The 13,296-nt window shown below is 30.3% G+C and carries 19 protein-coding genes; 4 read left to right on the top strand and 15 right to left on the bottom strand.

What is annotated here, in order from left to right; genetic code table 11:
- Positions 1-24: 24 nt before the first annotated feature.
- Positions 25-177 (bottom strand): hypothetical protein, encoded by a 153-nt coding sequence (locus ABID96_RS09770; RefSeq protein ID WP_192601840.1) that lies wholly within the window; start codon positions 175-177, stop codon positions 25-27.
- A gap of 193 nt (positions 178-370) precedes the next feature.
- Between ABID96_RS09770 and ABID96_RS09765 the strand changes: the two genes are divergently transcribed.
- Positions 371-880 (top strand): hypothetical protein, encoded by a 510-nt coding sequence (locus tag ABID96_RS09765; protein WP_192601839.1) that lies wholly within the window; start codon positions 371-373, stop codon positions 878-880.
- A gap of 80 nt (positions 881-960) precedes the next feature.
- Here the strand turns inward: ABID96_RS09765 and ABID96_RS09760 are convergent, their stop codons facing one another.
- From ABID96_RS09760 to ABID96_RS09740, 5 genes are all read right to left on the bottom strand, one after another.
- The gene (locus ABID96_RS09760) at positions 961-1,578 is read right to left on the bottom strand and encodes a rhomboid family intramembrane serine protease (protein ID WP_192601838.1); all 618 of its coding nucleotides are present in this window, start codon (positions 1,576-1,578) and stop codon (positions 961-963) included.
- Positions 1,579-1,714: 136 nt separating this feature from the next.
- Positions 1,715-2,650 carry a serine hydrolase domain-containing protein gene (locus ABID96_RS09755; protein ID WP_192601837.1) on the bottom strand — a complete coding sequence of 312 codons (936 nt, stop codon included), beginning with the start codon at positions 2,648-2,650 and terminating at the stop codon, positions 1,715-1,717.
- Between the two features lie 13 nt (positions 2,651-2,663).
- Positions 2,664-3,281 carry an NUDIX hydrolase gene (locus ABID96_RS09750; RefSeq protein ID WP_192601836.1) on the bottom strand — a complete coding sequence of 206 codons (618 nt, stop codon included), beginning with the start codon at positions 3,279-3,281 and terminating at the stop codon, positions 2,664-2,666.
- Between the two features lie 222 nt (positions 3,282-3,503).
- On the bottom strand, positions 3,504-4,271 hold the full coding sequence (locus tag ABID96_RS09745) for an exodeoxyribonuclease III (protein WP_192601835.1): 768 nt from the start codon (positions 4,269-4,271) through the stop codon (positions 3,504-3,506).
- Complete coding sequence (locus ABID96_RS09740; RefSeq protein ID WP_192601834.1) at positions 4,268-4,885, bottom strand: 3'-5' exonuclease; 618 nt, start codon at positions 4,883-4,885, stop codon at positions 4,268-4,270. The genes ABID96_RS09745 and ABID96_RS09740 overlap by 4 nt, the downstream gene beginning before the upstream one ends.
- A 168-nt stretch (positions 4,886-5,053) precedes the next feature.
- Here ABID96_RS09740 and ABID96_RS09735 point away from each other — a divergent pair, with 168 nt between their 5' ends.
- Positions 5,054-5,452, top strand: a complete 399-nt coding sequence (locus ABID96_RS09735) for a CidA/LrgA family protein (RefSeq protein ID WP_192601833.1) — start codon at positions 5,054-5,056, stop codon at positions 5,450-5,452.
- Positions 5,442-6,125: an LrgB family protein gene (locus tag ABID96_RS09730; RefSeq protein WP_192601832.1), complete on the top strand. Its 684-nt coding sequence runs from the start codon at positions 5,442-5,444 to the stop codon at positions 6,123-6,125. Before ABID96_RS09735 ends, ABID96_RS09730 begins: the two co-directional genes overlap by 11 nt.
- Positions 6,126-6,176: 51 nt before the next feature.
- Here ABID96_RS09730 and ABID96_RS09725 read toward each other — a convergent pair whose 3' ends face one another.
- From ABID96_RS09725 to ABID96_RS09695, 7 genes are all read right to left on the bottom strand, one after another.
- Positions 6,177-6,398, bottom strand: coding sequence for a hypothetical protein (locus ABID96_RS09725; protein WP_087998055.1), 222 nt, complete (start codon positions 6,396-6,398; stop codon positions 6,177-6,179).
- A gap of 105 nt (positions 6,399-6,503) precedes the next feature.
- On the bottom strand, positions 6,504-7,403 hold the full coding sequence (locus ABID96_RS09720; RefSeq protein WP_192601831.1) for a GNAT family N-acetyltransferase: 900 nt from the start codon (positions 7,401-7,403) through the stop codon (positions 6,504-6,506).
- Between the two features lie 26 nt (positions 7,404-7,429).
- A complete protein-coding gene (locus ABID96_RS09715) occupies positions 7,430-8,659 on the bottom strand; it encodes an MFS transporter (protein ID WP_192601830.1) in 1,230 nt (409 codons plus the stop codon).
- Positions 8,660-8,897: 238 nt separating this feature from the next.
- Positions 8,898-9,512 (bottom strand): TetR/AcrR family transcriptional regulator, encoded by a 615-nt coding sequence (locus tag ABID96_RS09710; RefSeq protein ID WP_192601829.1) that lies wholly within the window; start codon positions 9,510-9,512, stop codon positions 8,898-8,900.
- Between the two features lie 143 nt (positions 9,513-9,655).
- Entirely contained in the window at positions 9,656-9,967 is a 312-nt protein-coding gene (locus tag ABID96_RS09705) for an MTH1187 family thiamine-binding protein (protein ID WP_192601828.1), read from the bottom strand.
- Positions 9,968-10,041: 74 nt separating this feature from the next.
- A complete protein-coding gene (locus ABID96_RS09700) occupies positions 10,042-10,971 on the bottom strand; it encodes a D-2-hydroxyacid dehydrogenase (protein ID WP_192601827.1) in 930 nt (309 codons plus the stop codon).
- A 169-nt stretch (positions 10,972-11,140) separates the two neighbouring features.
- A complete protein-coding gene (locus ABID96_RS09695) occupies positions 11,141-11,548 on the bottom strand; it encodes a cytosolic protein (RefSeq protein ID WP_192601826.1) in 408 nt (135 codons plus the stop codon).
- Between the two features lie 134 nt (positions 11,549-11,682).
- Between ABID96_RS09695 and ABID96_RS09690 the strand changes: the two genes are divergently transcribed.
- Positions 11,683-11,937 (top strand): alpha/beta-type small acid-soluble spore protein, encoded by a 255-nt coding sequence (locus ABID96_RS09690; protein ID WP_087998062.1) that lies wholly within the window; start codon positions 11,683-11,685, stop codon positions 11,935-11,937.
- Positions 11,938-11,961: 24 nt separating this feature from the next.
- On the opposite strand, the gene ABID96_RS09685 is transcribed toward ABID96_RS09690, so the two are convergent.
- Both ABID96_RS09685 and ABID96_RS09680 read right to left on the bottom strand, forming a co-directional pair.
- On the bottom strand, positions 11,962-12,192 hold the full coding sequence (locus ABID96_RS09685) for an excisionase family DNA-binding protein (RefSeq protein WP_192601825.1): 231 nt from the start codon (positions 12,190-12,192) through the stop codon (positions 11,962-11,964).
- 294 nt (positions 12,193-12,486) lie between these two features.
- Positions 12,487-13,116, bottom strand: coding sequence for a hypothetical protein (locus tag ABID96_RS09680; RefSeq protein WP_192601824.1), 630 nt, complete (start codon positions 13,114-13,116; stop codon positions 12,487-12,489).
- Between the last annotated feature and the right edge of the window lie 180 nt (positions 13,117-13,296).

Raw genomic sequence — 13,296 nt, 5'->3', positions numbered from 1 at the left:
CTTTTTTAGAGTTCAATTTCATATTTACTGAATTCGGTTTTTAAACGCTTCTTCTGTTACAATATAGTCTTCTTCACGATCTTCGTGTTTACGATCCTCTGGTTCTACAAGTGAACCTTGTGGATGCGTAGGTTCATGACCTTTTTTCTTATGATTAAAATGTTTCCCACGTGCCATTATTTTTTTCCTCCCTCTACATCAATAAATCATTAATAATATGGTTTAATAGTTCATATTTTATTGATGGTAAATGTTTCAATGATTTGAAGTCAAATTAATCAAGATTATTTAGTAAATACAGGAATTCAAACTTTTCTAAATATGATCGTATTGATAAAATGAAAAGATAAAAATAGATTGAGGTATTTGTATGGATAAACAATTTGCATTACATATCGCAAACCAAATCGACGATTGGATGAAATCAAATCAGTCATTATATGAAATCCAAAAAATTGAAACGAATTTCAATACATTAATGAATTTTCAGCAATGGGCTAATGGCAAGCCTGTTATTGCAGCATATCATTTACAAAAAATTGAGGAAGAAAATTATTATTTATTATTGATTGATTGGCATCGGAATGATCAGTTTTATCTTGTCATTTACGTTGGAAATAAATCAACAACTGCGGCTGAAATTAGAGAGGTAAAAAATATGAACGGAAAAGACCATTTAGTTTGGAAGTATAATCCTCTTAAACGTGATGGGAAAAACGCTGAACGAAAAGCTTACTTCAAACAAGTTTTTGGTTCCCTTTTCGTTGAAATCCCATTACCTGAAACAAAAGAAAATGTTGAGGATTTCTTTCAACAAATTTATCAATTATGTAGAAATCGTCAAAAAGCTGATCGCATTACAGACGTTTTTAACTTTTAATAAAAATAAAAACAAATGAGTTAAATATTTCATTAACCCATTTGTTTTTTGTTTTATAACAATTCAATTTTAAATGTTTGCTACACATTCAATGACTGCTTAAATGTCGAAGTTTTATTTAATAGAAATGGTGAAATCATAAACCCTATTACCATACCAGCTAAATGTCCTGTTAAGCTAGATGAAGGAATAATAAATGAAGAAATTAAACCGATTGCAATAAATGTTAAGATAAACTTTCGGTCATCAAGTAAGAGCATGTTCTTACGAAATAAAATGATGAAAAGATAAATTCCTAAAAATCCATATCCAACACCTGAGGATCCTGAGCTGACAATATTTGATGAATAGACTAAATGAAGAATGATCCCTGTTAACAAAGCTGCTACCATATAAAAGAATAAAAATTTAACAGAGCCTAGAGCACTTTCTAATGGCCTTCCAAGAATAATCATGAAGGTCATATTCATAAAAAAATGAGTGTAGTTTCCATGCATAAATGCATATGTTAATAGTCTCCAAAATTCACCTTGTTGTACTAAATCGTATTGATATCCACCAAATTTTAATATATTTTCCGTAGTATATCCTCCGGCAGTTGTAGTTAGTAATGCTAATATTGAACAGATACTAACCATAATCGTAATGATTGGATATTTTTTTATAAACGTTTTAAAATCTTCTCTTACTAAAAACATTTGAAGTCATCCTTTCAAAGAACAATTCAACATTTGGCTTAATTTATTTCTTTTAGATTTAATTCGACATTTATGTTGTAAATTCCTATTTCCAATATCTGCATAAAAAATTAGTTTACTATTTCTTCAATTAAAACTAACTTGTCTTACTCTTATCGCTAAAATATTTCCGGTATAACTTCAAAGGTATAAATGAGTCGATATACTTTGCACAACTAAACACAACCACTAATTTTTGCTCAGGTGAAACGATAATATATTGACCTCCATATCCCATTGCAAAAAAGATTGGAGGATTATTTATTTTTAGTTCATCGTTTAATAAAACCCACCAATGGTATCCATATGAACCAACATGATCATACGTATGAAATTTCACAGTAGTTGATTGCTCTACCCATTCACTAGAAACCAATTGTTTGCCTAACCAAACACCTTTTTGCATCATTAAAATCCCAATTTTTAACATATCTATTGTTGCCAAACTTAATCCAAATCCACCAATATTAATGCCTTTTGAATCTTCATGCCAAAGATATTCATGAATCCCTAAAGGCTTAAATAGCATGTTCTCTGCAAAAACCGATAGTTTACTTTTAGTCGCTTTTTGTAATATTGCACTTAAAAGTTGAGAAGCCCCTGAATCATAGTTCATTTTTTCTCCGGGTTTAGCAACGATATTTTTCTCTAAAATATAATTAACCCAGTTCATACTATTGATCATTGGAAAAGGTCTTCCATTCCATGCTCCCCATTCGGGCCATTCATAACCAGCAGTCATAGTTAATAAATGTTCAATCGTAATATCCTTTTTACTTTGATCAATCGTAGGGAAATATACGGAAATCGGTGTTTGAACACTCTCAATGATACCTTTATCAATTGCGATCCCAATTAAAATTGATAAAATACTTTTTGTAACTGAATTAATTTTAAATAACTTAGACTCACTCTTTAAATTTTTATAATATTGAAATGAAATTTCACTTTCCTTATAAACAATACATGATGAAATTCGTTCTTTTTTAATTTCATTTTCTAATTCTTTAAATATTGACGTATGACTATTCAAATTCTGTCTCCTTCTAATCAAATATGGTTTCTTTATTTGGATCCCTCAAATATTCAAAGAGTAAATAAATTTGAGATTCTGTTACTCTACTTAATGATAGTTTTGGTAATGCATGTTCAGCAAAAAAGTCTATTTCTTGTGTTTCAATCCCTATTTTTGATTCTCCACCGATTATGTCACATTGAATGAATATTTTATAGTAATGATAGGCTTGCGGTGGATGTGGATGTTTATTCATATCAAGTATTGCAAGCAATTTTTTTGCTTTTACTTCGTATCCTGATTCTTCTTTTATTTCTTTTACAATGTTTTCAGAAGATGATAAACCAACATCACAAAATCCACCAGGTAAGGACCATTTTTTGTCATTTTTTTCTCGAACTAGTAGGATTTGATTGTCTTTAAATACAACACCTCTCACATCTACTTTTGGCGTTTGGTATCCCTTTTCTTGATGAAATAAATTTAATACTGATTCCATTTCCAACTCACTATATTCAGACAAAATTTCAGCACTCAGTTTTTGTAATTGCTCGTATCGCTCAATATCAAATACATCCTTAGAGAAAGCTAATCCATTTTTTGAAATCGATTGAATTTTCATTGCCCATTCTATCCATTTATAACTCATTTTTAGACCACCTTATCGTTAACTTCGATATGTTTGTAGTTTTTCCTTTTTAATTTGCAAGACCTACTATTAATTGGCCCTTATAAAAAGTTTCACACCTAGATGTTAGCATTTTAGAGGGGAGTGTATTTTTCTACTTGAGCCATTTTTTAATACAATACTAGAGCCACTAAATAAAAAAAGCTCTATATAAAATATGAGCTTTCCTTTAAATTGTACAGCTTATTTAATTAGATGATCGTCTAAAGTTAATATAATTGGACAATGATCACTACCCATTATATTTGAATGTATTTCAGAATTAAGTAAATTAGTTTGAAGTCTATTCGAAATGATGAAGTAGTCAATTCGCCAACCAATGTTTCTTTCTCTAACCTTATTCATATATGACCACCAAGTATATGATCCTTCTTTTGTTGGATTCATATATCTGAATGAATCAGTAAAGCCATTTTCAAGTAGTGTTGTCATTTTACCACGTTCTTCTTGTGTGAATCCTGAATTTTTACTATTAGATTTTGGGTTGGCAAGATCAATTTCATGATGTGCAACATTCAGATCACCACATAATATCACAGGTTTATGAGCATCGAGTTTTTTTAAATATCCACTAAACTCATCTTCCCAGCTTAAACGAAAAGGTAATCGAGCCAAATCTCTTTGAGAATTAGGTGTGTAAACATTCACCATATAAAAAGTATCGAACTCTAACGTTAATACACGTCCTTCAATGTCTTCTTCTTTTCCATTAAAACCATAAGATACATTTACAGGTTTGTGTTTGGAAAAAATTGCAGTTCCAGAATATCCTTTTTTAATTGCGGAATGCCAATATTGATGATACCCTTCAAAATCAAGTGTAATCTGATCTTCTTGGCATTTCGTTTCTTGAATACAAAATATATCAGCATCTTGTTCTTTAAAATAATCGAGAAATCCCTTTTGTACACAAGCTCTAATTCCATTTACGTTCCAAGATATAAATTTCATACTTTCTTCTCCAATTTGCGTTTCTTCGGTTTCACTAGTGATGATCTATATTCAAATCGGTTGATATGACCAAAGTATATATTCGTTTTTTCATATAAATCTTCTAAGCTAATTATTTCATTTCTCTTCGTAAGATGTAAGAAAATTCTTGCACAAGCTTCTGCATCAGCTAAAGCATGGTGATGGTTTTCTAACATAATCCCAAATTGATTAGATAATACATCTAATGAATATCGACTTTGTTTCGGTAAAACTTTTTTAGCTAATTGTAGTGAGCATAATAAATTATTTTCAACGGACGGAATACCATATCGAGATAAATTATCCTTTAATGCATATCCATCAAATGGTAAGTTATGAGCTACTAACGTTTTTCCTGACAGTTTATCTTGTATTGAACGATAAAATTCTGGGAAAGTAGGAGCATCTTCTACATCATGTGGACGGATTCCATGAATTGAAATATTCATAGAATAAAATTCTTCTTCAGGATTTATTAAGGAGTAGATTTGATCAACAATGACCCCGTTTTCTACAAATACAAAACCCGCCGCACAAATACTATGACGATTATAATTGGCTGTTTCAAAATCAAAAGCGACAAAAGAATTCATTTTTACAACTTCCCTTATATTTTTTAATAAATCTATTATAAACCGTTTTTAGAAAACATGCATTTTTTGTGAAAACAACTCTAAATTGTTACAATTCCAAGTCTTTTAATGTACAATATATAGATTATTATTTTCATAGAACAAATTAGGCAAAAAAGGATGTTGAATATGAAGTATGCTTATATAATCGTTCAAATCGCTTTCCTTTACTGTTTAAACTTTATCGGAATTACTATACAAAACAAATTTCATTTAATGATCCCCGGTAGCATAATTGGTATGTTTATTTTATTTTGCTTATTGAATATCCCTATTTTTAAAGATAAATGGGTTCGAGAAGGAAGTAATTTTTTAAATAAGCATTTAACGTTATTTTTCATTCCAGCTACAGTAGGTATCATTCAATATTCTTCTTTATTAAATGGTTCAGGACTCATTTCAATAGTGATTGTCTTAATCAGTACAATTGTAACAATGGTTTTTTCCTCTACATTAAGTTTCTTTCTTTCTTCTCGAAAAGAGCAGAATAAGGAACAGCTAGTAAGGAGTGAATTTGATGGCAAATAGTATACTGTTTATCGCGATCACGATCATTTTGTACTTATTAGCAAAAAAACTATATTCACATGTTTCTTTTCCTTTACTTGTCCCTATTACGACATCTACTTTTGTCATTATTGTTATTTTAAGTAGTTTTCACGTTTCATATGAAAGTTATATGAATGGTGGTAAATGGATTAATATAATGCTAGGACCTGCAGTCGTATCATTTGCATATCCATTATTCGAGCATAAAGAGCGTTTAAAGACTCATTTTTTATCTATTTTTATCAGTGTACTTTCTGGAACATTTATTGGTTTCATTTCTGGTGTCTGTTTGTCGATCTGGTTAGGCTTAAAGCAAAGTGTAATTTTATCTTTAGCAGCTAAGTCTGTCACGACACCAGTTGCAATGAGCATTACTTCAATTATTGGCGGAATCCCTTCCCTCACTGTTGTGTATGTCATGATTGCAGGAATCTCAGGGGCTATATTTGGACCTTATCTGCTATCACTTCTTAAAATTAATCACCCAATAGCGATTGGAGTTGGATACGGCCTAGCCTCACACGGGATTGGTACAGCAAAAGCAGCTGAATATGGAGAGGTTGAACAAGCAATCAGTTCAATCACAATGACATTGAGTGCAATTTTTGCTTCATTAATCAGTCCTTTTTTTATCCATATTTTAATAAAATAAAGAAACATAAAAAAAAATGCCACAGCAATGTGGCATTTACTTTTTTTTCGTTTACCAAGGTCTTCCCCAATATCCCCATCTAGGTCTTCCCCAGTAACCCCAAGGACGATAATACGGATAGCCCCATGGCCCCCACCAACCCCATGGTCTAAATGCCCCAAAAGCTGCAGCTCCAAGTAAAAATGGAAAGAAAAAGAATCTTTCATCTTGATGTTGTAGATGTGTTGCTGTTGGACCATATGTTTGTTCAAAATTATATCGATTTTGATACATAATATTTCACCTCCATACTATTTAGTGTACGAAGTGAAGTATTATTATGAGCAAGTTCAACTAACTAGGCAAACATACAATTACGATCACTAGCCTTTTTCTTTCCTATACTAATCTCTTATACATTTCATATTGAGCCAATTTTTCTTTTTGAAAACCTAATGATGTTAAAAAACCTTCTAAATGACTATTATTTGGAAAACCAGTTGAGAATGCTTTACATTCTAAATGTAAAAATGCTGTTTGTAATAGTTTCGTAGCAATTTTTTGATTTCTATAATTTTGATCTACATATAAGAAACTGATTTTACCACTACCATGCACAGCTATGGCACCTACAATTTGCTGGTCAATATTCGCCTCGAAGTAAGTAACATTAGGTGCTTTTTCTAAATATTCAACATCATTTTGCCAATTAATATGATAGTTCCATTTATTAACAATTTGAGTAAATGAATTGAATTCAATTTGATGAACTTCACACGCTGAAGTTGGATTTAATTGTTCAAAATCTGATAAATCTTTTTTACTAAAATAAGAAATATCATAGATTTTTTCATAACCTAAATTCTTATAAAACTGTATTGCTCGATCATTTCCTACAATTACCTCAAGGAATAATTGTTTGCATCCATGTTTTTTAGCTTCAGCTTTATGTAAATCAAATAGCTTTTGACTTACACCTTTTCCTCGATAATTTGGACTTATTGCCAGTGTACCACATCTCATTGTTTTCATATTTTCATAGTCTTTGATACCACCCAAAATGACCCCAACAGCTTCGTTTTCATGAATCGCAACAAAAGAATGTTCTAAATGATTCCCTTCTGGGCCAAAAAAATTGGCAACAAATTGTTCCTTTGTTAATTCGAACTTTACGATATAATCAGAAAATCCGATTGTAAAAGCTTTGTATACAAAATCAATATCTACTTCGGAGCATCTGATGTACTTTATATTTTCTAAATCAGTTTTTGTTAAGTCATTCTTAATATTTGTTTCCATTTAAAGAGCACCCCTAATTTCAGATTTTATTTACTAACAACTAGTTCAACCTCTTGTTTTAGTTTAGGATCATGATCAAAGTGAAACATTTTTTTTGAAAATAGAATAATCGAGATAACTAGAATAATCATAATCATACTTCCGTGAAATAACCACACAAGATGAGGCATTGTTAAAACTTTTAATAATAGAGAAGATGCCACAAATCCAAGTGTAAATCCGAGTCTATTTAATAGATTCGTTACGCCAAATATTCTTCCTCTTATTTTGTTTTCAGTTTGTTGAATCATTGATGAAAAGTACGTCCCTGCAGCAGCATCAAACAGTCCTGTGAAGAAAGCAAAAAATAAGATAAATGCTAGTAACTTTGTAGATAAAAATAAGATAAATCCTGTAGACATTAAAATCGAAGTACCAAAGTAGATAACTAAAAAGTGTTTTTTTAGCCAAACAAATTTAGGGATTAACCAAGTTGAAATGATTCCACCGATCCCCCATATGCCCCAAATTAAACCTTGGTATAAAGTAATATGGTCTGCACTAAGCTCTTCAGCCAAGATTGGTACACCAACATTATGAGAGCTAGCTGTAAACGTTTGACATAAGAAAACAATAAAAACTAATAAAAGTAGTGGTCTTAAAAACACATAGTTTTTAACTTCCTTCAAATCGATCATCCATTGCTTCCAATTTGAATTACCGCTATTTTTTACACTATTTTCCCATTTAAAGAAAAATAGAACATATGCTGATAAGAAATAGGAAAAAGCATCAATGCCTATGATAACTCTGTAATCTACAACAGTAGACAATAGTGCAGATCCTAAAAATCCAATTACCATACTAATTGCAGCCAATCTAGAAATAAAAGCATTTACTTGTAATATTTTTTCTTCGCCAAATATTTGTGGGATTTCAGCACTGAAACTAACTGTGAAGAAACTTCCCAAAGCTCCTAATGTAAATGCAATTACTGCAAACATGGTAGGTGAAGGAAAAAAGCAAAGAATTAAAATACATATTCCTCTTGTAATATCACTAAATATCATTAATTTCCGTCTATTATATCGATCAGCTATTACCCCTGAAAATAAGCTTGTGATGATTCCACCACATACTCGAAGTGCTAAGATTGCTGCCAACCATGTAGTACTTTTGGTCATAGAATATATGACAGCATTCATCACAACTAATTCCATCATATTTCCAATGTCTGAAAAGGCCTTCGTGTATAAAAAATATACTTTTTTCCCCATTGTATCCCCTTCACCCTTATCAAATACTCAACTAATTAACAATGTAATGCTAAATAAATGAATTTCACTTGAACCGAATTCACTTAGATCGCCTCCTTTAATATAAAACTGACTGTTAAGTTTATTTCATCTAATAAACATTGTATGTCAAATAATAAATTTTAACATACTAAATTTTCAGTTTTCTTTATTTTATTTTTTAGGTAGCAAAGTTAAAACTTCACTACCTAAATTTTACTTATTTGGTTAATATATAGTTCATAATCATTTCTTCAGTTTGTTTAAATTGTTGCTTATACAATACATCTTCTTCAACAACAGAATAATGAAGACATATTCCATCGATATATGCCCAAAAAATGCTGGAAACAAGTTCAGCTTGGATTTCTTTTTTAAATTCTCCTGATTTCTTACCTTGTTCTATAATTTCATTCATAAATTGTAAATATTGTTTTTTATATCGATCAAGCATAATGTTCTGAAGATTTTCATGCCTTGCAGAATTGATCCAAAACTCCATGTGCACTCGAATTAAATGACGCCATTCTTCAGTCAGTGTTATTTCGCGATACATCTTGAAAAGCTCTCTCATTTTTTCAGTTGCCGTTTCACAGTTTTTAAAATGTTCATTAATTCTTTCAAATGTAAGTTTTGTACGTTCTTGCATTAATTCTAAATATAGTTCTTCTTTACTCTTAAAATAGTTATAAATAAGACCTTTACTTGTTTTAGAATATGCAACTATATCATCCATTGTTGTTGAATGGAAGCCTTTCTCTCCAAAGCATTTTAAGGCGCTTTCTAATAAACTTTCTCTTTTGCGTTCTTTGTAATCATCAGAAACCTTAGGCATTAAATCTAGCTCCTTACATTTTTATGAATTAAACTGACTATTTAGTTTAGTTTAACAATTCATTCTTCAATTTTCAATAGGTCAAATTTATTTAATCTAAAAAAGTGACTTTACAAATTTAGGTTGTAAAGTCACTTTTTTGATTAATTTTGATCAAGTTTAGCTTGTACAGATGCTAACTTACCTTCCATTGTACTCTTTTTGTCTCTTCGATCATCGATTCGGATTGTAGTAGCAACTCGTGAAATACCATTTTCAAAAGGTACTTCATGCATCTCTTGAACAACTTGAAGAAGCAATGGTAATTCTCCTTCAATAATCGTATTCATCGGAGTTAATTGATACTTAACCTCACCATTATACTTTTCTAAAACCTTATGAATATTTGCCACATAAGCACTAACACTTGGCGTTTCTGTGCCAATAGGAACAATCGAAACATCTATTATTGCCATTTTCTTCTATCTCCTTTCAGGGTAAAGAACTTGATGCATTCATATATTACCATGATTTGATAAAAATGGAAAAATTAATAACCTTTATCAATGACGACTTTATTTTTTACAGTCTCTCCATTTTCTAGTTTTGATAATGTATCAACAAAACATTTTACACCATCGATTGGAAGTGTTACCGCTGAAATATGTGGCGTAATTGTTACATTCGGCATTTCCCATAATTCTGATGATGCTGGTAATGGTTCAATACTAAAAACATCTAAAATAGCCTTTCTTACATTTCCACTCTGTAAGGCATTCAATAGATCAACATCAGATACTGTTGCTCCTCTTCCAACATTAATGAATCCCGCTCCATTTAAATTCATATAAGTAGATTCATTTATGATACTTTGTGTTTCATTAGTAGATGGAAGAACTCCAATTACCCAATCCGTTTGCTCTAAAATCGTATGAGCATTATGTAAAGTTACAACTTTTTCAAAATTTGGTTTTTGTTCCCCGCTCATCGATACACCATACACCTTCATACCTAAAGAGGATAGCGTTTTCCCAATATATCCACCAATTTCACCTGTACCATAAATGACAACTTTTTGTTCTTCTAATGATTTAGGTATATGGAACTCCCATTTACGTTCTCTTTGTAGATTAGAAAACTGTTCATGTAATTGAGCATCTTGTAATATGTAACTTAAACAATACTGACTCATTTTCGGACCGAAAACATCAATTGTACGAGTAAGTAATACGTCTTTATTCCAGTCTAGTTTCATAAAACTATCAACACCAGCTGCTAAAGAGTGAACCCATTTAATATTTCCAAATTCAAAGTTTGGAGTTGGCCTAAAACCAACAAATGTATCAGCCCATTCATAGTCTTCTTTCGAAACCTGATCTTCAGGTAAAAAACGAAACTCTTTTGGTATATCAAAAGATTCTATTAACGTTTTTAATTTATGATGTAATTTACTAGTTACTAATATTTTTTGTATTTCCATTTCGCCAACTCCTTCTCTCTCTTTTTACTTATTGTAATTTTAACATAATTTTTTGAAAAGAATAAAAAAAGAACCCTTTTATGGAAAAGAGTTCTTTTACTGGATAAATATACTAATTTAAATATATAAACCCCCTATTTTTTGGAAGTATATTCATTTATATGCATCATTATACTTCTAAATCATTACCTTCTTCTATGATGTGAAATAATAAATGTACTAAACGATGTATAGAATTTGACTCTTCTAGTTCAACTTCTTCTTGATCTTCGGTTTCATCAATAAATTCTAAATCATTTAAATAAAGTGCCATAAATTCATAGTAATCCTTCATTGCAAACGAATAACAAGCAACAGGCTCCTCTTCTTCTTCTTCAAATTGAAGTAGTAAGTGGGATACATTGCCATCTTTATCTTCTGCATCAAAAAACACAAAAAAGCCAATATTTGTATCAATTTCAAATAAATGTCTAGTGCCACCTACAGTTGCACTATGGTACTCTTCATCATTCAGTTTTTGGATTTGCATATTGTCTACATTGTCTTCTTTGTGAAAAGTCACATTAAATGATTTCATTTTTTTATCTCCTTATGTACACAAATTTATTAATATTAAAACCTTCTTTATGTAACATACCCTTTTTACTAGTAATTATTTCCACAAGTTAAAAAATGAATAAAGGGCAATATATAAAAAAGGAGTGAACGAATATGAGTAGAAGAAATAAAATCTTAGTGCCAGAATCAAGAAAAGCACTAGATTCACTAAAAGCTAAAGTAATGAATACAACTAGTCCTGAAAATGCTAAATTTGAGGCTGCCAAAGAAGTTGGGGTTCCTCTAGTTAATGGTTATAATGGTAATCTGACATCCGAACAAAACGGCAAAGTTGGTGGCCGAATTGGTGGAAACATGGTTAAAGAGTTAGTCAGAATGGCTCAAGAAAACTTAAATAAGAAACAATAAGCAAATTGACAATTCCTTATAACATTAGTCTTCATCTTTAATATCTGGATCTTCAGGTATTGGTTCGTTATAATAATCTGCAATCATTTTTTTCATTTTTTCTATTTGATCTAAATGATTATTAAATTGTTCTTTATAAATTAAAAATTGTTCACCATCATGAACTGCTCTTATTTTCTTGGCTTGAATTAATTGTTTAATATAAGCTACATCAAGCGATAAATATTCTGCAGTTTCTTCTATTGTTAAATACATTGGAATTCTCCTTATAAAACAGTGTTCACTTTATTTTACCATAAATTGACTTATTATCATGTATATTACAGTACAAATAACAGAGAGAATCTATCATATGTACTAAATGAGACATTGAATATAGAAATACCAATGTCTTTTTAACATGTTTAACAAGTTATCATTTATTTTTATTATAGAGATATTTTTCCAATCGGCTCTATTAAATGATGATTCAAGTGATACTTTTATCATTTCACCATCCTCTCTTTCTATTAAAAAAAAGAGACAGATATACCGTCCCATTTAGCATGATTATACTATTCCCTTCACCTCAAATGTTTCTTCATATCGTTTTGATAACATGTAATAATGAAAACCTCTTGTATTTGAAATCAAATGAGATAATAATGTTTTCGCTTCTTCAAGTTTGTTTTCCTTCAGTAAAAGTTCGAACTCAAGTACATTTTTAAATTTATGTGAACGCATTGAATCCTTTGTTACTTTTGCTTTCTCTAATTCATTTTCTTCAATAAAAAGTAGTGTTTTATAATATGAATTCCACTCAGGTACTTTAATGAAATCAATTCTTTCTTTAATAAATTGCATATCTTTTTTTGAAAAGCCATAAACAACTTGATAAACGGCTTTTTTTGAGGGATTCATTCGCTTATTCATAATATAATGATACGAATGTTCGATCTCATCGTGCATATGGTTTGTAACTGAGTAAAGAAAATAAAGGATTGATTTTTTGGATTGCTTGCTCAGATAACGTTCAATGCTTGTTAAGTTTTTTGAAAAATAAAATGGATAATAAATAGTCCAAAAAAATGAGAGTAAAACTCCAACATAAAAGAGTCCAAATACATAAGATGGTGCATCAGATAGTCCTAAACAAAAAGCACCGATAAACAGTGAGATAATAAATATAGTTTTTTTCATAAAGCCTCCGTGATTTACTTACTAGATGTAACTAAATTATAACACCTGTATTCATTATTAGGTTTTTTAATTAAACTAGGAAAAAAATCAATTTATTTAGATCCAGAAAAAATGATTAGCGTAAACAAATTTCTTTGTTGTTAATTCTCATCAGATAAATCCTCAAATTTCGGATTACTT

Origin of the sequence: Gottfriedia sp. OAE603, from assembly GCF_040543965.1 — a bacterium.
Taxonomy (GTDB): Bacteria; Bacillota; Bacilli; order Bacillales; family Bacillaceae_G; genus Gottfriedia; species Gottfriedia solisilvae.
Note: the sequence above shows the minus strand (reverse complement) of the source record. Positions and strands in the feature narration are given on the sequence as shown.

Coding starts and splice junctions, on each gene's coding strand:
- ABID96_RS09770 (WP_192601840.1), bottom strand. CDS start 177: ATGGCACGTGGGAAACATTTTAATCATAAGAAAAAAGGTCATGAACCT.
- ABID96_RS09765 (WP_192601839.1), top strand. CDS start 371: ATGGATAAACAATTTGCATTACATATCGCAAACCAAATCGACGATTGG.
- ABID96_RS09760 (WP_192601838.1), bottom strand. CDS start 1,578: ATGTTTTTAGTAAGAGAAGATTTTAAAACGTTTATAAAAAAATATCCA.
- ABID96_RS09750 (WP_192601836.1), bottom strand. CDS start 3,281: ATGAGTTATAAATGGATAGAATGGGCAATGAAAATTCAATCGATTTCA.
- ABID96_RS09745 (WP_192601835.1), bottom strand. CDS start 4,271: ATGAAATTTATATCTTGGAACGTAAATGGAATTAGAGCTTGTGTACAA.
- ABID96_RS09740 (WP_192601834.1), bottom strand. CDS start 4,885: ATGAATTCTTTTGTCGCTTTTGATTTTGAAACAGCCAATTATAATCGT.
- ABID96_RS09735 (WP_192601833.1), top strand. CDS start 5,054: ATGAAGTATGCTTATATAATCGTTCAAATCGCTTTCCTTTACTGTTTA.
- ABID96_RS09730 (WP_192601832.1), top strand. CDS start 5,442: ATGGCAAATAGTATACTGTTTATCGCGATCACGATCATTTTGTACTTA.
- ABID96_RS09725 (WP_087998055.1), bottom strand. CDS start 6,398: ATGTATCAAAATCGATATAATTTTGAACAAACATATGGTCCAACAGCA.
- ABID96_RS09720 (WP_192601831.1), bottom strand. CDS start 7,403: ATGGAAACAAATATTAAGAATGACTTAACAAAAACTGATTTAGAAAAT.
- ABID96_RS09715 (WP_192601830.1), bottom strand. CDS start 8,659: ATGGGGAAAAAAGTATATTTTTTATACACGAAGGCCTTTTCAGACATT.
- ABID96_RS09710 (WP_192601829.1), bottom strand. CDS start 9,512: ATGCCTAAGGTTTCTGATGATTACAAAGAACGCAAAAGAGAAAGTTTA.
- ABID96_RS09705 (WP_192601828.1), bottom strand. CDS start 9,967: ATGGCAATAATAGATGTTTCGATTGTTCCTATTGGCACAGAAACGCCA.
- ABID96_RS09700 (WP_192601827.1), bottom strand. CDS start 10,971: ATGGAAATACAAAAAATATTAGTAACTAGTAAATTACATCATAAATTA.
- ABID96_RS09695 (WP_192601826.1), bottom strand. CDS start 11,548: ATGAAATCATTTAATGTGACTTTTCACAAAGAAGACAATGTAGACAAT.
- ABID96_RS09690 (WP_087998062.1), top strand. CDS start 11,683: ATGAGTAGAAGAAATAAAATCTTAGTGCCAGAATCAAGAAAAGCACTA.
- ABID96_RS09685 (WP_192601825.1), bottom strand. CDS start 12,192: ATGTATTTAACAATAGAAGAAACTGCAGAATATTTATCGCTTGATGTA.
- ABID96_RS09680 (WP_192601824.1), bottom strand. CDS start 13,116: ATGAAAAAAACTATATTTATTATCTCACTGTTTATCGGTGCTTTTTGT.